The 19,355-nt window shown below is 45.3% G+C and carries 18 protein-coding genes and 1 tRNA gene; 6 read left to right on the top strand and 13 right to left on the bottom strand.

What is annotated here, in order from left to right:
* Positions 1–100 precede the first annotated feature (100 nt).
* Both GFS24_RS08280 and GFS24_RS08275 read left to right on the top strand, forming a co-directional pair.
* Positions 101–2,494 carry an ABC transporter permease gene (locus GFS24_RS08280; protein WP_153659102.1) on the top strand — a complete coding sequence of 798 codons (2,394 nt, stop codon included), beginning with the start codon at positions 101–103 and terminating at the stop codon, positions 2,492–2,494.
* 71 nt (positions 2,495–2,565) lie between these two features.
* On the top strand, positions 2,566–4,524 hold the full coding sequence (locus tag GFS24_RS08275; RefSeq protein WP_253906413.1) for a M1 family metallopeptidase: 1,959 nt from the start codon (positions 2,566–2,568) through the stop codon (positions 4,522–4,524).
* 76 nt (positions 4,525–4,600) lie between these two features.
* Here the strand turns inward: GFS24_RS08275 and GFS24_RS08270 are convergent, their stop codons facing one another.
* From GFS24_RS08270 to GFS24_RS08260, 3 genes are read right to left on the bottom strand one after another with little or no spacing between them, the layout of a single operon-like run.
* On the bottom strand, positions 4,601–5,305 hold the full coding sequence (locus GFS24_RS08270) for a LytTR family DNA-binding domain-containing protein (protein WP_153659101.1): 705 nt from the start codon (positions 5,303–5,305) through the stop codon (positions 4,601–4,603).
* A gap of 10 nt (positions 5,306–5,315) precedes the next feature.
* On the bottom strand, positions 5,316–6,362 hold the full coding sequence (locus GFS24_RS08265; protein ID WP_153659100.1) for a sensor histidine kinase: 1,047 nt from the start codon (positions 6,360–6,362) through the stop codon (positions 5,316–5,318).
* A complete protein-coding gene (locus GFS24_RS08260) occupies positions 6,362–7,291 on the bottom strand; it encodes a histidine kinase (RefSeq protein ID WP_153659099.1) in 930 nt (309 codons plus the stop codon). Before GFS24_RS08260 ends, GFS24_RS08265 begins: the two co-directional genes overlap by 1 nt.
* Before the next feature lie 172 nt (positions 7,292–7,463).
* Between GFS24_RS08260 and GFS24_RS08255 the strand changes: the two genes are divergently transcribed.
* Positions 7,464–8,708 carry a TlpA disulfide reductase family protein gene (locus tag GFS24_RS08255; protein ID WP_173003012.1) on the top strand — a complete coding sequence of 415 codons (1,245 nt, stop codon included), beginning with the start codon at positions 7,464–7,466 and terminating at the stop codon, positions 8,706–8,708.
* A gap of 534 nt (positions 8,709–9,242) precedes the next feature.
* On the opposite strand, the gene GFS24_RS08250 is transcribed toward GFS24_RS08255, so the two are convergent.
* From GFS24_RS08250 to sufB, 7 genes are read right to left on the bottom strand one after another with little or no spacing between them, the layout of a single operon-like run.
* Positions 9,243–9,710: a GAF domain-containing protein gene (locus GFS24_RS08250; protein WP_153659097.1), complete on the bottom strand. Its 468-nt coding sequence runs from the start codon at positions 9,708–9,710 to the stop codon at positions 9,243–9,245.
* An 8-nt stretch (positions 9,711–9,718) separates the two neighbouring features.
* On the bottom strand, positions 9,719–10,027 hold the full coding sequence (locus tag GFS24_RS08245) for a DUF59 domain-containing protein (protein ID WP_153659096.1): 309 nt from the start codon (positions 10,025–10,027) through the stop codon (positions 9,719–9,721).
* A 7-nt stretch (positions 10,028–10,034) separates the two neighbouring features.
* Positions 10,035–10,463 carry a SufE family protein gene (locus GFS24_RS08240; protein WP_153659095.1) on the bottom strand — a complete coding sequence of 143 codons (429 nt, stop codon included), beginning with the start codon at positions 10,461–10,463 and terminating at the stop codon, positions 10,035–10,037.
* Positions 10,464–10,478: 15 nt separating this feature from the next.
* Positions 10,479–11,723, bottom strand: a complete 1,245-nt coding sequence (locus tag GFS24_RS08235; protein WP_153659094.1) for an aminotransferase class V-fold PLP-dependent enzyme — start codon at positions 11,721–11,723, stop codon at positions 10,479–10,481.
* Positions 11,724–11,734: 11 nt separating this feature from the next.
* Positions 11,735–13,054 carry a Fe-S cluster assembly protein SufD gene (gene sufD, locus GFS24_RS08230; RefSeq protein ID WP_153659093.1) on the bottom strand — a complete coding sequence of 440 codons (1,320 nt, stop codon included), beginning with the start codon at positions 13,052–13,054 and terminating at the stop codon, positions 11,735–11,737.
* A gap of 11 nt (positions 13,055–13,065) precedes the next feature.
* On the bottom strand, positions 13,066–13,833 hold the full coding sequence (sufC, locus tag GFS24_RS08225) for a Fe-S cluster assembly ATPase SufC (protein WP_153659092.1): 768 nt from the start codon (positions 13,831–13,833) through the stop codon (positions 13,066–13,068).
* A 16-nt stretch (positions 13,834–13,849) separates the two neighbouring features.
* A complete protein-coding gene (sufB, locus tag GFS24_RS08220) occupies positions 13,850–15,295 on the bottom strand; it encodes a Fe-S cluster assembly protein SufB (protein WP_153659091.1) in 1,446 nt (481 codons plus the stop codon).
* A 192-nt stretch (positions 15,296–15,487) separates the two neighbouring features.
* Here sufB and GFS24_RS08215 point away from each other — a divergent pair, with 192 nt between their 5' ends.
* Together GFS24_RS08215 and GFS24_RS08210 are read left to right on the top strand one after the other, a co-directional pair.
* Positions 15,488–16,129, top strand: a complete 642-nt coding sequence (locus tag GFS24_RS08215; RefSeq protein WP_173003011.1) for a metalloregulator ArsR/SmtB family transcription factor — start codon at positions 15,488–15,490, stop codon at positions 16,127–16,129.
* A 59-nt stretch (positions 16,130–16,188) separates the two neighbouring features.
* Positions 16,189–16,262, top strand: a tRNA-Lys gene (locus tag GFS24_RS08210).
* A 90-nt stretch (positions 16,263–16,352) separates the two neighbouring features.
* Here GFS24_RS08210 and GFS24_RS08205 read toward each other — a convergent pair.
* Both GFS24_RS08205 and GFS24_RS08200 read right to left on the bottom strand, forming a co-directional pair.
* Positions 16,353–16,952, bottom strand: coding sequence for a hypothetical protein (locus GFS24_RS08205; RefSeq protein WP_153659090.1), 600 nt, complete (start codon positions 16,950–16,952; stop codon positions 16,353–16,355).
* A gap of 11 nt (positions 16,953–16,963) precedes the next feature.
* The gene (locus tag GFS24_RS08200) at positions 16,964–17,875 is read right to left on the bottom strand and encodes an FRG domain-containing protein (RefSeq protein ID WP_153659089.1); all 912 of its coding nucleotides are present in this window, start codon (positions 17,873–17,875) and stop codon (positions 16,964–16,966) included.
* Positions 17,876–18,078: 203 nt separating this feature from the next.
* Between GFS24_RS08200 and GFS24_RS08195 the strand changes: the two genes are divergently transcribed.
* Positions 18,079–18,726 carry an ankyrin repeat domain-containing protein gene (locus tag GFS24_RS08195; RefSeq protein WP_153659088.1) on the top strand — a complete coding sequence of 216 codons (648 nt, stop codon included), beginning with the start codon at positions 18,079–18,081 and terminating at the stop codon, positions 18,724–18,726.
* A 4-nt stretch (positions 18,727–18,730) separates the two neighbouring features.
* On the opposite strand, the gene GFS24_RS08190 is transcribed toward GFS24_RS08195, so the two are convergent.
* Complete coding sequence (locus GFS24_RS08190; RefSeq protein ID WP_153659087.1) at positions 18,731–19,240, bottom strand: VOC family protein; 510 nt, start codon at positions 19,238–19,240, stop codon at positions 18,731–18,733.
* Positions 19,241–19,355: the final 115 nt, after the last annotated feature.

Raw genomic sequence — 19,355 nt, 5'->3', positions numbered from 1 at the left:
TGTGCTGTAATGAACAGTGTTGTTTTTGTAAAATGCTGATTTTCAGCATACAGGATTACTGGTATGGTAATAGTCAGTAACAAATCAAATCTAACATCTCATGTTCCGCAATCATCTGAAAATAGCACTCCGCCATCTCTGGAAGCACCGTTCCTATACCGCTATTAACCTGGCAGGACTGGTAATAGGCCTTGCTGCCTGTTGGATCATCCTCCTGCATGTGGGAGATGAACTCAGTTATGACCGCTTCCATGAGAAGGGAGATCGCATATACAGGGTTGTGAACGCGGCCAGCTGGGACGGCGGAAGCCTGGACCTGGCTACTTCCTCTGTACCACAGGGACCGGCGCTGAAAAACAACTTCCCTGAAGTGATAGCGCAGACAAGGATCGTGCCGGAGGGTGGGGGTAGTTTGTTAAGTGCGGGGGATAAAAAAGTGCAGCCGGGTGAAGCGCTTTTGGCGGATAGCAATATTTTCCAGGTCTTTACCTTTCCTTTCATAGCCGGTGATCCGGCCAAAGCATTAACCGCGCCGAATTCCATTGTACTAACCAAAAGCCTTGCAGCGAAATTATTCACTGATCCGGCAGCGGCATTGGGTAAAAGTGTTACCTGGAACGGTGATAAAGATGTAGACCTTGTAACGGGTGTAATGGAAGATGTACCGCATAATTCGCATATTCAATTTACGGCGCTGCGCACGTTACCAAAGGACTTTACTTCCAAATGGGACAACTTCAGTATCTATACCTACCTCTTATTACAACCGGGTACAGATGCCCAAAAGATCAGCAGCAAAAGCCAGGCTTTCTATGATCAATACATGAAAGCGGATATGGGCGATGGTGTAAACTTCCGGATGAGCCTTCAGCCATTGCAGGATATACATTTGAATTCCCACCTGAATTATGACACAGGAGCGAACGGGAACAAACGGAGTGTATATATCTTTTCCATGGTGGCTATACTCATCCTGCTGATCGCCTGTATCAACTACATGAATATTTCTACTGCCCGTTCTTCGGTAAGAGTGAAGGAAATAGGTGTGCGTAAAACATTGGGATCTGTGCAGAGCCAGGTAGCAGGCATGTTCCTGATAGAATCTGTCATCCTTACTTTAATGGCAGCCGTCCTCGCAGCCATTGTTACCTCTGCGGCATTACCTGTATTCAATAACATAGCCGGGAAATCTTTATCACTCTGGCAATACGGTGTTGGGTACACCTTACTGTCACTGACGTTGTTTTCCCTGGCAGCCGGTTTGCTGGCAGGCTCTTACCCGGCTTTCTTTATGTCCGGATTTAAAACTATCAATGCCCTGAAAGGCAAGCTGAACAATAAAGTAGGGAATGCTGCTTTCCGGAAGGTATTGGTATCCTTCCAGTTTGTAGTGGCCATTATTTTAATAGCCGTATCTATTGTAACGTGGCTTCAGATGGAGTATGTCAATAAGAAAGACCTGGGTTTTGCAAAGGATCAGATCCTCACCTTTCATCTGAACGACATGGCACTGCGGGAACGCATACCTGCTATCAAAGCAGAATTAAAGAAGAGCCCGTATATAGAAAACATATCAGCTGCCAGTAATCCCATCGGCAATAACAATATTGGCTCCAATGGCTTTAAAGCGGAAAAGGACGGGAAGTTTGAAAAAGGATCACTGATCACGCAGACCTTTTATGCGGATGCGGATTTTATGCCAGCCATGGGTATTCAACTGGTAGCAGGCAGGAATTTTGACGTGAATACCCCCGGTGAAAAATATACCACCATCCTCGTGAATGAAACGATGGTGAAGGAAATGGGATTAAAAGACCCTATCGGTAAACGGGTGCAGTATGAAGCAGATACTATCCGCGAACGGAGGATAATAGGGGTAGTAAAAGACTTCCATATTTATTCCCTGCAACATAAGATAGCCCCTATGGCTATTATGCTGCCCATATTTTCGTCCTGGGAGGATAACCTTTATGTACGGTTGAATAAAGATCATATCCCGGAAGCAATGAAACACCTTGAAAAAGTGTACGCTGAATTTGAGAAAACCTACCCGCTGGAAATGCATTTCCTGGATGAGAACTTCTCCCATCAATATTTCGCTGAACAAACACAGAGCAAAGTGTTCCTCATCTTTACCTGCCTGGCTATTTTCATTGCCTGTTTAGGGCTGTTTGGCCTGGCTGCTTTTACAGCAGAGCAGCGCACAAAGGAGATCGGGATCCGCAAAGTGCTGGGCGCTTCCGTGGCCAGTATCACCGGCATGTTGTCCAAAGATTTTTTAAAGCTGGTATTGATTGCCGCTATATTGGCTATTCCGGTGGCCTGGTGGAGCATGCAGGTTTGGCTGAAGGACTTTGCCTATCGTATCTCATTGAGCTGGTGGATGTTTGCTGCGGCCGGATTGCTGGCGATAGTGATCACATTGGCTACGGTGGGGTATCAGGCCATGAGAGCGGCACTGGCTAACCCGGCAAAAAGTCTGCGGGCGGATTGATCCGCTCATCCTTTGTTGCTTTTTAAAGCGAAATATTATTGCTAGATTACCCCGATTAACTAAACAATTCTATGCCTGCATTTCAGCGACAATACACCCTGTTAGCTGTCCTCATGGGATGGCTATGCCTGCCAACGGCAGTATCAGCGCAGCAAAGCGCTTCTAAATTCAATGCTTACAAGGCTTTTGAGCCCGTATTTTACGAAGCCAACGGAGATGAAGTTCGTACCGCGAGTGGCAGACCCGGCAGTAAATACTGGCAGAATGCTGCAGATTACAAGATCGATGTAGTTTTTGATGATGTGAAGGACAACATTGCCGGTACGGTGGTGATCACTTACAAGAACAACAGTCCTGAGAACCTGCCTTTCCTCTGGCTGCAGCTGGATCAGAACATTTATAACGAAGCTTCCCGTGGTGTAGCAGTTACACCGGTAGGCGGCGGCCGCTGGGCAAACCGTAATTTCAATGGTGGTTATACTATTGATGGTATATCTATCCTGGCTTTGGGTAAAGAGCAAAAAGCTACACATGAAGTGGTGGATACCCGTATGCGGGTAGAATTGCCGCAAGCGCTGAAAGCTAATGGCGGTGTGGTTCAACTGAAAGTAAAGTTCTCTTTTAATATTCCTGAATACGGTACGGACCGGATGGGGATACTTAAAACAGGGAACGGTAAAATATATGAGATTGCACAGTGGTATCCCCGCATGTGTGTGTTTGATAATGTAATAGGATGGAATACCCTGCCATACCTTGGCCAGGGAGAGTTCTACCTGGAATATGGAAATATTGAGTACAGCATCAATGCACCCGCTAATCATATTGTGGTAGGGTCCGGCGCTTTGCTAAACCCCGCAGAAGTATTGACGCCCACACAACTGCAACGCTACAAAAAGGCAGAGCAAAGTGATAAAACGGTGATGCTGCGTGATGTGAATGAAGTTACAGATGCATCTACCCGCCCTGCTAAAGAAAGACTTACCTGGAAATTCAAATGCACCAATACCCGTGACGTGGCCTGGGCTTCTTCTAAAGCATTTATCTGGGATGCTGCGCGTATCAATCTGCCCGGCGGTAAGAAGTCGCTGGCTATGAGCGTATATCCTGCGGAAAGCTCCGGAGATTCTGCATGGCGCCGTTCTACGGAATTTGTGAAAGGTTGTATTGAGCATTATTCTGATAAATGGTATCCTTATACTTATCCCGTAGCAGTGAATGTAGCGGGTATCGTAGGCGGGATGGAATATCCCGGTATCGTTTTCTGTTCTTCCCGTTCTTCGAAAGGCGGCCTGTGGGGCGTAACGAGTCATGAATTTGGTCATAACTGGTTCCCGATGATCGTGGGCAGCAACGAAAGACGTTTTGCCTGGATGGACGAAGGTTTCAATACTTTCATCAACGGCCTGGCAGAAAAAGCATTTAATGGCGGTGAATTTGGCGATAAGGGCAAACCCAACCGTCATGCGATGAGCCGTATGATGTATTTTGACTCCACCAGCAGCATCTATCACCGCCCGGATATTATAAAACCCGGCAGCCTGGGGATCCTCGCTTATTACAAACCTGCTGTGGGGTTAGACCTGCTGCGGGAAGTAGTACTGGGTGAAGAACGTTTTGATAAAGCATTCCGTTATTACATTGATAACTGGGCTTTCAAACATCCCACACAATGGGATTTCTTCCGTGCTATTGAAAACAGTAGCGGGGAAAGCCTGGATTGGTTCTGGCGCGGCTGGATCATGAACAACTGGAAAGTGGATATGGCGGCAAAAGAAGTAACTTATCAGAATGATACAACATCCATCATTACTATTGAGTGCCTGGAGCAATTGCCGATGCCGGTAACTGTAGAAGTGAAAGAGGAGAACGGTACCAGCAAACGCGTGAATTTACCGGTTGAGATCTGGCAGAACGGGCCTGTATGGCGTTTCCGTTATGTGGGTGGTAGGGTAGAAAGTGTGCTGGTGGATCCGGATAAAACATTGCCGGATGTGAATACGATCAATAATTTCTGGAAGAAACAGTAATGCTTCTGCATAAAAAGAAGGCTGCCTCATATCCGTATGAGGCAGCCTTTTACTTTTTTATTAATCAGGATAATCATTATCCCAGCTTAATCGCCTCAAAGAATTGCTTCACATAAGTATCCCCGATAGGGATAGTATGCGCTCCGATAAAGATGCGCTGCCTTTCCACACTATCTATTTTATCAATAGCGGTAATAAATGATTTATGCACGCGGATGAACTTTTGCGGCGGCAGGATCTCCTCAATCCCCCGCAGGTTCTGCAGGGTAAGGATCTTTTGCGTGGTGGTCTGTATGGCCACGTAATTGCGTAATGCTTCGATGAACAATATCTCGCTGAGGTTCACCCGCACAATGCGTTTATCTGTACGGATGAAGATGAATTCATTTTGCACGAGGGAGATCTCTTTTACAGCCGGATCCTTCTGTTTATTGACCACTTTTTGTACCGCCTTCACGAAACGCTCAAAGGATACGGGTTTCAGGAGATAGTCCGTAGCTTCATATTGAAAACCATCCAGCGCATATTCATCATAGGCAGAAATGATCACCACATCTGCCTGGTTCTGTAATAACTGCATGAACTCTATGCCGGTAAGTTCCGGCATCTGGATGTCCAGGAACACAAGGCTTATGGATGGTTCCTGTTTCAGATATGCCAATGCTTCCAGCGGATTGGAGAAGCTGCTTTTCAGTTCCAGTTCCGGCATCTTTTGGATAAACCCGGAGATCACCTGTACGGCGAGGGGCTCATCATCTACCACAATACATTGTATAGCCATATGCAATGATTTACCAGCGAATACTCAATTTACAATAATAATCCACATCGTTATCCCGTACATCCAGCTGGTATTGACCGGGATATACAAGGTTCAGGCGTTTGCGTACGTTGTGGAGACCTATGCCACCTGTTTTATCTTTCCTTGCACCTGATTTGAAATTGAAAACCGAGAACAGCAATTCCTGCTCTTCGCAGGTGATGTTGATCGTAACTGGCTTTGCGGGCTGATTGGCAATGCCATGTTTAAAAGCATTCTCTACAAATGGCACCAATAACAGCGGAGCTATCTCATGCGCATGCGGGTCTCCGGTTACTGTGATACGGATACATTCATCACAACCGGTACGTAAGCGTTGCAGGGCAATATAATCTTCCAGGTAACGGATCTCATCCACCAGTTTGCTGCGATAGCTGGTAACGGGTGGTTGCGCTACCATGTATTCCAGTATATCCGAGAGGGTATGGGTGGCATTCACTACCTGTGGGGAACGCACCAGTGCCAGCGAATAGATACTGTTCAGGCTGTTCATCAGGAAGTGGGTATTGAGCTGCATTTTCAGGAAGGCAAATTCTGCCTGCTGCTTTTGCTGGTCCAGGTTCTTCCGGCGTTTATCTTCTTCCAGCCAGGAGAAGAAGAGTACATAGGCAATAGCTGCCAGTACTACCAGGGTATTGCTCCAGAGGCCGCCGATGAAGTATTGCTCAAAAGATCTGTATACATCGACATTATACCTTTTACCCATCAGTAACACCTCATCCGGAAAGAAAGTATATGCGATGAAGTATTTGAAAAGAATGGTGATGATGATCAGCGGGATCAGCTTAGCCAGTAATAACCACCAGTTCCTGTTGCGGAGGAATTGTGGTATAGGCCAGGTAATGGTGGCGTAGAATAAGAAAAAACTAATGAAGCCGAACACGCCATTATTGATATGGATGTATTGCAGTGTTTTAAGCGTAAGAGGGCCGGGATTGCCTAATAGTGGCATGCCATACATGAGTGTCATCCAGACCAGGAAAAGCACAAAGGGACGATATGTGAGGCGTATGGGCATCAGGCTATTTCGGGATACAGTGGTGTTTTAAAGCCCTTGTGTTTTTTTAGTGATAAGGAAAGCTCATCCCGCTGAATGTTTAAAACTACAGTGATAGGAGCAGGAGCTGATTGTTGTTGTAATAACTGTTCTGTGGCTGATTGTAATAACAAAGGTTCTATGCTGAAACCTGCTGTGGCCCCGTTGATCTGCAGCGTGATCATTTGTTGCGGAAAGAGGCGGTTGTGCAGTTGCAGGTACACATCATAAAAATGCAGTTCCTTTTGCAGACTGGCCTTCTCCCGTTGCACGGATTTATCATACAGCATATATCGCAGCAGTTCTGATAATTGCAGGATGCATTCAACGCCTTCTTTATCTCTTTTCTCTTCCACTTTCAGTACATCTTCCAGTGCTTTTAATTTACGCAACAATAGCTGAGAGGATAAATGCATCCGCTCATACTGGCGGGATACATCTGCAACTTCCTTTTCTAACAAGCGGCTGTCCTTATCACTCGTGCGCCAGTTGATGAAAACATAATAGGCGTATGCTGCAAAGGCAACCAGCAGGCTGGTTTGCAGGGCCATGCGTTCGTAAGCGAAGAAAGAGAAGTAGGTTTTCTTAAACCCTATCAGTGCAATACCTCTTTGCAATACCTGGTCCGGGAAGATCAGTCCTATAGCATATTTGATCAGGCAGAAAACGAGGATCGTTCCTATAACGGTAGTGATGACTTTCTTTTTACCGTGTAAAGGCAGGACCACAAATGCCAGCAGATAGAACAATTGGAAATTGATTAAACCATAACCGATGTATCTTACCAGGATCCATTTTATAGCAATGGGAGAACTTAAATTGACCCTGAGCTGAGGGAAAATATAGAGTGTTACCAGTGCCATCCAGATGGCCAGGTGTACAAGATAACGGTATGGTTTGCTGTTGAGCATTAGCCCCGTAAGTTACAGCATCCATGCGGAGTTTGGGCGATTCCAGGGGTGTTTTTTTTCATACTTGCGGGATGCCGGAACGTACATCCAGGATGCCTGTACGTCCTATTTTTTGATGTGGAATAAAGGCGCTTCTTATTTTGGTATTCGTTTCAATCATCAAAAACCAACAATGAAAAAATCAGCGATCAAATTAGTAGTTGTAGCAGCTCTGATGAGCCCTATGACCCTGATGGCTCAGAAAGCAGCACTCCCAAAGCAGATCACGGTAAAGGGTAGTGTGAAGTTTGCTACACCACAAGACCAGTACAGAAAGGTCTGGCTGTCCCGCGATAATGGTGGCGGAAAACCAGAAGTGGTTGATTCCGTCGTTCTTGGGGCTGATCTTACTTACTCTTTTAAGATCAAACAAGACCATCCAGGTATCTATAAACTGAACATCATGCAATGGGATCATATCAGCTTCTGGAGCGATGCGGATGTTACCGTTGCTTCCCGTGGATATGATACGGCAAAGATGAAAATGAAGATCCCGCATTTCTATCATGTAAAAGGTTCTTCCGATAATAATTTCATCAACCAGATGGAATTGAACAATACCAATGGTTATCTCCGCATGGTGGATGAAATCAATGAAGAATATTTTGCAAAGAAATACCAGGAAGAAAAAGGTGATTCCGGCTGGATCAGTTATCTGAAAACCCGCAAGCGTTATAATCCTATGCGGGATGATAACAAGGCGCGCGAGGAGATACTGATGGAGATCTACAAAGATCGTCCGGTATTGATCTATGCATTGCGTAATATGGCTGGTACGGAAGATGGAGAAAAATATGCAGCTGCATTAGCTAAACTGGATAACCTCATTGCAAAATACCCCTGGTTAACGGAAGCAAAGGAAATGAAGAGCACCATCCTGAAGAACAAAGCACAAGCACAGAAACTCAAAGCTGGCCAGCCTGTTCCTACGATCTCTTATCCTGATGACCTGGGTAAATTGCAAGGCCTGGAACAATACAAAGGCAAATATGTATTGATCGATTTCTGGGCAAGCTGGTGTGGGCCTTGCCGTCAGGCTATTCCAAAAGTGAAGGAGTTGTATGCGCAGTACAAGGATAAAGGATTGGAAGTAGTGAGTATCTCTATCGATACAGATAAAGGTGCATGGAGGAAAGCGATGGCAGACGAAAAGATGTCCTGGATGCAGTTATTAAGTGATGACAAAGAGAAGACGATGGCAGAGTTCCAGTTTTCCGGTATTCCTACGATGTATATGATCGATCCGCAGGGTAAGATCATTACCAGGTTCACTGGCTATAGTCCTGAGGCGCAAAAGGAGGCTGAGGCTATTTTGGCGAAGGGTACGGTAGCAAAACCTGCAGGGGAGAGGAAGTCGATTCCTATGACTTCGTTCTAAGAGATTTGATTTGTGAAGGGGCTGTTTCAAGAAATTGGAATGGCCCTTTTTCTTTTTATTGCCGGGACCTTGCCGCGCAGCAAAGGGCGGTGTTTTTTTATTTTACGTAAAACAAAAACTCACCTTTTTATGCACTGGGTATTCCAGTAAAAAAAAACTCCACCACAAAAAGAAAGAAAAACTCCGCCCTTTGCTGCGCGGCAAACTCCTCAAAAACTCCTTTTGGGTATTCCAGTAAAAAAAACTCTACCACAAAAAGAAGAAAAACTCCGCCCTTTGCTGCGCGGCAAACTCCCCAAAAACTCCTTTTGGGTATTCCAGTAAAAAAAAAACTCCACCACAAAAAGAAAGAAAAACTCCGCCCTTTGCTGCGCGGCAAACTCCCCAAAAACTCCTTTTGGGTATTCCAGTAAAAAAAAAACTCCACCACAAAAAGAAAGAAAAACTCCGCCCTTTGCTGCGCGGCAAACTCCTCAAAAACTCCTTTCTATAGCAAAAATAAAAAAGCCCCCTTTTTGCAATGGGGGCTTTCAATTATATCCAGGAAACAATCTCTTCCAGGTACCTTTTATCCGTTTCATCAAACTCATTCAGCGCAACACTATCTACATCCAGCACACCCGTTACTACGCCATTTTGGAGCAAGGGGATCACTATTTCAGAACGGGATAAACTGCTGCATGCAATATGTCCCGGAAAGGCTTCTACGTCTGGTACAATCAATGTTTGCGCCTCTGCCCAACTGGCACCACAAACACCTCTTCCTTTACGGATACGCGTACACGCTACCGGACCCTGGAATGGCCCTAATACGAGTTCATCCTGTTTTACAAGATAAAACCCTACCCATAACCAGCCGAATTGTTCTTTCAGTGCACCAGCTATGTTAGCAAGGTTGGCAATGAGGTCCGGTTCACCGGTGATCAGCGCTTTGATCTGTGGGAGAAGGGATTCGTATTGACTTTCCTTTGTGCCTTTAATAATGCTGAGATCTTCTGCCATAAAAGGGATTAGAGGAATCCTAATTCAAGTTTCGCTTCTTCGCTCATCATATCCTTTGTCCATGGCGGATCAAAAGTGAGGCGTACATCTGCTCCGGTTACACCGGGAATAGCGAGGATCTTATCATTCACTTCCTGGATGATACTCCCTGCTACAGGACATCCAGGGGCAGTAAGGGTCATGATCACAACTACATTTCCTTCGCCTGATACATCAACTTTATATACGAGTCCCAGGTCGTAGATATTCACTGGAATTTCCGGATCATGCACAGTGTGCAGTGCTTCTTCCACCTGGTCTCTGAGTGTTACTTCCATGATATGATCAGTTTTGCATTGATTTAGCCTGGTATCCTATTGCATACAGTTTGATCTGTTTCAGCATGGATAACAAACCATTGGAACGGGTAGGGGAGAGATGGCTGTTGAGGCCGATGGCTTCTATAAAATAGATCTCGGCTTCAGCTATATCTTTCGGCGTTTGATGACTGAGCACCTGTATCACCAGTCCTACAAGGCCTTTGGTGATCACGGCATCACTATCTGCGGAGAACACCAGTTTGCCTTCCTGTAATTCCGCGTGCAGCCATACTTTACTCTGGCAGCCACGGATCAGGTTATCGTCAGTTTTATACTTCGGGTCAATGAGCGGCAGGTCTTTTCCCAGCTGGATGATGTATTCGTATTTCTCCATCCAGTCTCCAAACACTTCGAAGTCTTCTATGATCCTGTCCTGTTGCTCTTTGATAGTCATATTCCGGGTTTTAAATTATCCCAGCAAAGTTACGGCTTTACGTACACCATCCACGAGGCGGTCTATTTCTTCCGTTGTATTGTACACGGCGAGAGAGGCTCTAACGGTGCCGGGAATATTAAATCTTTCCATTAACGGCTGTGTGCAGTGGTGGCCTGTGCGTACGGCAATTCCCTGCTGATCCAGCAATACACCTACATCAGAAGGATGATGGTCGCCGATCAGGAAGGAAATAGCGGCTGCGCGATTTTTGGCTTCTCCAATGAAACGCAGTTGCGGTATGGTACTGAGTTGTGCAATGGCATATTTGGTGAGCTGGTGCTCATATGCCTGTATCTTATGAATACCCAGCTGGGTTACGTATGCCATGGCAGCGCCTAATCCAATTGCTTCGCAAATAGCAGGTGTGCCGGCTTCAAACTTCAGCGGGGCCTCGTTATAAGTGGTTTTGGCGAATGTGACATGTTTGATCATGTCTCCGCCACCCTGGTAAGGAGGCAGTTTTTCCAGCCAGCTTTCTTTTCCGTAAAGGATACCGATGCCGGTAGGGCCGTATACTTTATGGCCGGATAAAGCGAGGAAATCCACATCCAGATCGCGCACCCTGATCTGTATATGCGGTGCAGCCTGCGCGGCATCCAATAATACAGGGATACCCTGTGCATGTGCAAGACGGATGATATCTTTTACCGGGTTGATGGTACCAAGGGAGTTGGAGATCCAGGTAACGGCTACGATCTTCACACGGGGATTGAGCATTGACTCAAACACATCCATTTCCAGCTCACCTTTATCTGTGATCGGGATCACTTTGAGGTGTGCTTTTTTCTCTTCGCAGGCCAGCTGCCAGGGAACGATATTGGAGTGATGTTCCATGGTGGAGATGATCACTTCATCCCCTTCGTTCAGGAACTCTTTGCGGAAACCGGATGCTACCAGGTTGATGGCATCTGTGGTTCCTTTGGTGAAGATAACTTCTGTATGATTTGCGCCGATGAAGCTGGCCACCTGATGGCGGGCAGCTTCATAAGCGGAAGTAGCTTTCTGGCTGAGGGTATGTACACCGCGGTGTACGTTACTATTGTAGCCGGTATAATATTCCTGCATGGAACGGATCACCTGCACGGGTTTCTGGGTAGTAGCTCCATTATCCAGATATACAAGCGGGTTGCCATTCACGGTTTGCTGAAGGATCGGGAATTCATTCCTGATCAACTCCACATCCGGCCAGATAATATTTTGCGTTGCGGTGGTTTCCATTTGATGGCGGTTTAGTTGTTCACCGCAGCAGCCAGGTAACGGGAAGCTAAAAGCTCCACCTGTTTGCGTACGGCAGGAATTTTAACCTGGGCCGTGATATCAAAGGCGAAGGCTTTTACCAGCATAATGCGGGCAGTTTCGTCGCCAATACCGCGTGCCTTCAGGTAGAAAAGCGCTTCTTCGCTCACCTGCCCGATGGTAGTACCGTGGCTGCATTTCACGTCGTCCGCAAATATTTCCAGTTGCGGTTTGGTGTAAATGTTAGCATCAGGACTGATCACCAGGTTATTGTTCTGCTGAAAAGCGTTTGTTTTCTGTGCGTCTTCGTGTACATAGATCTTACCATTGAACACGCCGGTGGCTTTATCCATCATCACGCCGCGGTACAGCTCATTGCTTTCGCAATGTGGCATGCGGTGATCAACAGAGGTATGATTATCTACCAGTTGATTGCCGGTGGCGATGTAGAATCCGTAGAGGTGCGTTTCCGTACGCTCTGCATCCAGGGAAATGTTCAGGTTATTACGGATAAGGTCCGCTTCACACAAAGTGAAAGTATAATTGTTGTAGAGGCTTTTGCCATGTTGCTGCACCAGTGTTTGATTAATGGCGCGGGTTTGCTGGCAGCCTGTTTGCAACTGGTAGTGATCCAGTTGTGCGCGTTCAGATGTTACGGCTTCTATCACACTGTTTACAAACACGGTACCCGCCAGGTTTAAACCTGCTGCGGATTCTATGATCTTCAACTGAGCACCTGGCTGTACTACCCACAGATGACGGGGTTGTACGAACAGGTTGCCTGTATTGTGATAGAGATGGATAACATGAATAGGTTGTTCAACCAGCGCTTTGGCTTTTGCTTCAATAAAAAGACCATCATTGAACAACGCGGTGTTGAGTTGTGCAAAGTGATGTTCTTCCAGTTTCTGGCTTTTATTGAAGTATTGGATGAAGGCAGGTTCATTGGCCGCTTCGCTCATTTTGCAAACGGTCACTTGCGTGGCAGATGGCAGTTCTGAGAATTGCGGTTGCAATACGCCATTCAGGAGTACAACGCGGTAAGTATCCGGTAACAGGAGGCCGGTGGCTTCCAGTTGTTCTGCGGAAAGGGCAGGAGCAACCGGTAACTGAAGGCTGATGCCGTTTTTCAGATAAGGCGTTACATTGGTGTACTTCCAATCCTCCGTTTTCACTGTAGGGAATCCGCCCAGGGCCTGGAAACGTGCGAAAGCAGTCTTCCTGGCATCCAGCCATTGTGCGTTGCTGCTCAGTTCAGAGAACTGTTCCGGCAGCTGGTCAATTAATGATATGTTAGATGCGATGGTCGTCATGTTGTTATTACCTATTGTACCGGTTCTTCTAAACGGATGTCTTCTTTCAGCCAGTCGTAGCCTTTTTCTTCTAATTCCAGGGCCAGTTCTTTGGTACCTGATTTCACGATACGACCGTTATACAGCACGTGTACAAAATCCGGAACAATGTACTCCAGCAAACGCTGATAGTGGGTGATGATGATGAAGGCGGTGTCTTTGTTGCGCAGTTTGTTCACACCTGCGGATACGATGCGGAGGGCATCGATATCGAGACCGGAATCAGTTTCATCCATGATGGCCAGTTTGGGTTCCAGCATAGCCATTTGAAAGATATCGTTACGTTTCTTTTCACCACCGGAGAAACCTTCGTTGAGGGAACGGTTCATCAGGTTGGCGTCAAATTCCATCAGCTTTTGTTTGGACTTGAGCATGTCCAGGAACGCTTTGGCTTGCATAGGCGGTTGGCCATGGTAAGCGCGAATTTCGTTCACAGCTGTTTTGAGGAAGTTGATGTTGGAAACACCGGGTATTTCTACCGGGTACTGGAAGGCAAGGAAGAGACCTTCACGTGCGCGGATCTCAGGATTCATATCCAACAGGTCTTTACCGTCGAATTCCACAGAACCTTCTGTTACTTCATAAGCTTCGCGACCGGCGAGTACTGAAGCGAGGGAGCTTTTACCGGAACCGTTTGGTCCCATGATAGCGTGTACTTCTCCCGCTTTCACATTCAGATTAATGCCTTTCAATATAGCATTTCCTTCTACTGCCGCATGCAGATTGTTAATATTAAGCATTTCTTTTTCTTTTATGTTATCCAACACTACCTTCCAGGGTAATGGATAATAATTTTTGTGCTTCCACGGCAAATTCCATGGGGAGCTGGTTAAGAACTTCTTTTGCGTATCCGTTTACGATCATATTCACTGCCTGCTCGCTGTCAATTCCGCGTTGATTCAGGTAGAATACCTGGTCTTCGCCGATCTTGGAGGTAGTGGCTTCGTGTTCCACCATCGCCGTATTGTTCTTTGACTCGATGTAGGGGAAAGTATGTGCACCACAGCGATCACCGATCAGCAGGGAGTCACATTGTGTAAAGTTACGGGCACTGGTTGCATTGGGACCTACTTTCACCAAGCCACGGTAAGTATTATGACCACGGCCGGCAGAGATCCCTTTAGAGATGATCCGGCTTTTGGTATGTTTACCGATGTGTACCATTTTGGTGCCTGTGTCTGCTACCTGCTTGTTGGCAGTTACAGCAACAGAGTAGAATTCGCCAATGGAGTAGTCTCCCTGTAAAATTACACCGGGATACTTCCATGTGATCGCAGAACCGGTTTCCACCTGGGTCCAGGAGATCTTGGAATGATGACCTTTACAGATACCGCGTTTGGTAACGAAGTTGTAGATACCGCCTTTACCGTCTTTATCACCGGGATACCAGTTCTGAACGGTAGAGTACTTGATCTCTGCGTTATCCAAAGCAATGAGTTCTACCACCGCTGCGTGAAGTTGATTCTCGTCACGCATAGGTGCTGTACAACCTTCCAGGTAACTTACATAACTGCCTTCGTCTGCCACAATGAGCGTACGCTCAAACTGACCGGTGTTTTTGGCATTGATACGGAAGTAAGTGGAAAGTTCCATCGGGCAGCGAACGCCTTTTGGAATATATACAAAGGAGCCGTCTGAAAAAACTGCGCAGTTCAGGGCGGCGTAAATATTGTCTGATTGGGGCACAACTGTTCCGAGGTATTTCTTTACCAGCTCAGGATGTTCCTTTACGGCATCGCTGAAGGAGCAGAAGATAATGCCCAGTTCGTTCAGTTGTTTTTTGAAGGTGGTGGCTACGGATACACTGTCGAATACTGCATCTACGGCAACACCGGAGAGGAGTTTCTGTTCTTCCAGCGGGATGCCGAGCTTTTCAAAAGTGCGGAGTAATTCCGGGTCTACTTCATCCAGGCTTTCGTATTTCACCTGATTCTTCGGTGCGGCATAGTAAGAAACACTCTGAAAATCGATGTCAGGGAGTTCAAAGTTCTGCCAGGTGGGCATAGACAGTTTCTGGTACAGCTGATACCCTTTCAGCCGCCAGTCCAGCAGCCATTGTGGCTCCTGTTTTTTGGCAGAAATGAAACGTACGATCTCTTCGCTCAGTCCCGGAGGTGCAATATCCATTTCGATCTGCGTCTCAAAACCGAACTCGTAATCGCGGCCCGTCAGTTCCTGCAATATGTCTTGTTCTGCGTTCATATATTTTGCTTCTCTATCAGTTTATTCTTCAAAATCGTTCAGAATTCCCTTTTTTCTGTGATCCAGCTACAAAGATAGTACCTCCGAAGCGGTATATAATCATATATGAAGGGAATTTCAGCCATGGTAGTCAAATACATGCATTGAAATCTCCGCAAAGTTACGATATTTGCGAATAAAGCAAGTAAAAACTTGGAAAACTACAAGGCATATCATACCTCTTCAACGGACCGTATGTTGTTGCTGCTCAAGACTAAAGGGCCGCTATCAACAAATGGTATTGCTCAGGAGCTGGGAATCACCGGCGAGGGAGCCCGTCAGCAGCTACAGCGGCTGGCGGAGGAGGGTTGGGTAGCTTTTGAGTCCATTTCCAAGGGGGTAGGCCGCCCATCTCTGTTATGGAGCCTTTCGGACCGTGGCAACCGCCGTTTTCCGGATACGCATGCAGAATTGACGGTACAGCTGATCAATACCATCCGGGATGTTTTGGGAGACGAAGCATTGGGTAATGTAATTTCCGCCCGGGAGCATAAAGCGCTTTTACGTTATTATGACATTATTAAGCTGGAGGAAGGCCTGGAGGCCAAGATCCGGAAATTTACGGCTTTGCGTTCTTCGGATGGGTACCTGGCAGAGTACAGGGCTGAAGGGGGAGGATTCCTGATGATAGAGAATCACTGTCCTATTTGTGCAGCGGCAAATGCCTGCCATGATATTTGCAAAGTAGAATTACAGACCTTTCAGCAGATCTTTAAAGAATGGGCAACAGTGGAAAGATTGGATCATGTGATAGAAGGAGCGAAACATTGTGCGTATAGAATAATGCCTGTTTGATTTTTTAGTTTTTTTATTACATTTGCACACCCGTAGCGGAAACGTTGTGGGTTTTCGTTGACTCCCTAGCTCAGTTGGTTAGAGCTACTGACTCTTAATCAGTAGGTCCTGGGTTCGAGCCCCAGGGGGGTCACTTTTAAAGCCTTCAGAATTCTGAAGGCTTTTTTACTTTCGGAGCCAACCTATAAAACTTGCTTTGAAACGCAGGTGCCTACAAATGCTATTAGCTTTCGCCTAATATTTCAATACGCATTGGGTTAACTACTATTACTAGTCCTTCAATTGCCAATGCGGCAATGGTAGGGATAATCTCTTCTGCAAACACATCAATGAAGTTTTCGAAAACGTATGAAGTTTTTACATGCCTTGCACAAAAAATGGTATCCCTAATTTCTAATCTATTAGATGAATTTAATTTGTTTTGGTTAATAAGATTGAAAAAGTCACTTCTTAAAGCACCATATATTTTTTTACTGCTGCAAAAACCTCTGTTTCGGACACTTCCGCCTTCAAACTCGATACCAACAGCATCTTCTATAACTTCATATGCCCCAAATTGAACAATCGTTAAATATTTTGATATAGCTGTAATAATTTGATGATTGTTGTATGGAATATTTCGCATTCTGGAGTATATAGAATCGACCATTTGTGACACTGGAAATTCTGTAAACTCATTATCTTTTTCTTTGGTATATCCCTCGCCGTCTATATATAATAGATCACCATCAGATGATGATACCGTCCATTTTACATTTTTTCTGTCCCGCTCTGAGAAATTATTACTTATAAAATGCTTTTCAATTTGATCAAATAAGTTCAATTCAAACATTTTTATATCAGACTGGTCTTGAGGTAGAGTGATATATATATATCAATCGGCTTCCCATCGGAGTATTTTTCATCTGGTTCCATGAGCCAGGAGTTCGCATAGTCGGATTTCCATGATTCATGGACTTCGGGCAAAGTACTCGTAATGAAAAAAGGCTTCATTTCTTCCAATATATCATCATGAGTAACACTAACGATCTTTGGCCCAAAAAGATCGGCCATCATTCTTTCTCTTTCAGGATAACTATCAATTAAAAAGTATTGATCAAGTAGCACTTCTAAGTGACTCTTTACTTTTGGATATATCTTTTCATGCTCTATTAATGCTAGCCCATTTTCTTGTGGAAAATAAATATGTAAAAAATAAGAAAACATTTCGAGAAGCCTGTCGTTCACATGGCATTGTAAGAACAATCCTTGCTGTGCCTGAAGCCTCCATAAATTATTAACGTCAATTTCTATTAGCTCGGTTAGGTACATGCCTTTTTCATTATAATGGCGCCCATTCATTTCCTTCCATGATTCCTGGAATCTCTTTTTATTGATACAAATAATGGTACCCGTATCTCCTTTTACACCTCCGTCTGTTGCAAAAAAGCCTGCAATTTCCGGTGAATGTGAGAAGTCTAATAATGGTGTCTTAAGTCCGTAATGTTGTGCGACAGCCAGAATAGAATTAATATTATTATGCAATGAAATTAGCTCAGGTGTTCGATGTACCCAATTTATAAACTCTTGTAATTTCAAAACCACTGCATTTTTATCAAGACCTGGCCGAAGTATAGACGGTTGAATAGCATATGCATTACGCTGTCCACGAAAAAAATCATATTCACCTTTTGACTTTAGTTCTTTTGCAAGCTTAATAGCCGATAAGGCATTTTTTGAATAATGTTCTGGATAATTATACTTCATAGTAATTGATTATTTGGGCAATGGGGGTAGGGTTATAAACCATTAATGTGTGTGTTAAGGTAGTTAAAATCTTAAACTCCCGAATAGCCCGATTCGAGATTTATACCACATGTAAGGGGTATTTACGTCAATTATGAAAGCAGTTTGTGACTATTATCGCCTTATGAGAACTATTCCGTAAATTAAACAATAACTTAAATAACATGGCAAACTTAGACCAACAAATGCTGAAAGCAGTTGTAGAAGAAGACCTGGCCACCGTAACGCTATTGGTTTCGCAAGGGGCAAATATTAACTATATTGACCAATGGGGAAACTGTGCCATGTTTACTGCAGCCTGGGAAGGGAATATTAAAGCCCTTGACCTGTATTATAGTTTAGGTGCTGTATTAGAGTTGGAAGATAATAATCCACTTTGCAATGCCGCCTTTAACGGTAAGTTTGAATCTGTAAAATGGCTGATAGAAAAAGGAGCCAACCCCAATTTTAGCTTTAAAGCAACAGGTGAGAATGCTTTACATTATACAATTTGCAAGACCAGTGAAATAGAAGAAAGAACAGCGATCGTAAAGTTATTGATCGATGCAGGTATAGATGTGAACAAAAAGACCATTAAAGGTGCAGTCACGCTTTGCTTCATGAGAGATGCTTTTTTAAAAGCTGAAACACCACTTCACCGCGCGGCGGCTTATGGAAACGAGCGCATGATCAAATTACTGTTAGATGCCGGAGCCAACCCGGCAGAAAAGGACGCCAATGGTGATTCTCCCATTTCCTGGGGTAGCTGGTATGTGAGAGATTTCGATGTGCTTCGGTTGCTACTTTATGGAGATGTACCGGGCATCGGGTGATTTCTCACCTGGCCTTTTCCATTTGCTTAATGGCCTTCCATCCCTCCGGCGTAATCCCCATGATCTCAGTAGCAACACCCAGCGTTTCGTAAGTATCGAAGAAAGCCATCCGTGCAATAGGATGATCCACTTCGCTGATAACCGCATAACCTTGTTCACGCAGATCACTGGTGATACGATCGAAATCGCTAACCGGCAAGCGGAATGCAAGATGCTGTGTTCCTCCTAAGGGATACTTCGCAAGATAGTCATGGAACATGCTTTGGCCAGAAAGCGGCTGAATGAGTTCGATGAATGTACCTCCGTTATAGGTTTGCGTAGTCAGCCATTCGGCGGCCACTACCTTGCCATGATAGCTCATATCCAGATCCTGTGCCCGGACATGCTCCGGCTCAGGGAAGCCAGCTATGCCCAAGGCGCCTGAAAGGAATTTTACAGCAGCATGAATGTCCGGGACTACCCAACCGATTTGGGCGAGTTCGAGTCCGGCGATGGTGTTGTTGATATTACTCATATGGACAAAGTTAAAACGGATGGGGTTCTCTTATAAGGGGTGTTTATGTCAATTATAAAGGCAGTTTGTGCAACTGAGCCACCCAGACAAGTAAATTGAGCTATGGGAGAAAGCC

The sequence above is a fragment of the Chitinophaga sp. SYP-B3965 genome (genome assembly GCF_009647655.1).
In the GTDB taxonomy this organism is placed as follows: Bacteria; Bacteroidota; Bacteroidia; order Chitinophagales; family Chitinophagaceae; genus Chitinophaga.
The sequence above is the reverse complement of the archived record's forward strand: the minus strand, read 5'-3'. Positions and strand labels throughout refer to the sequence as shown.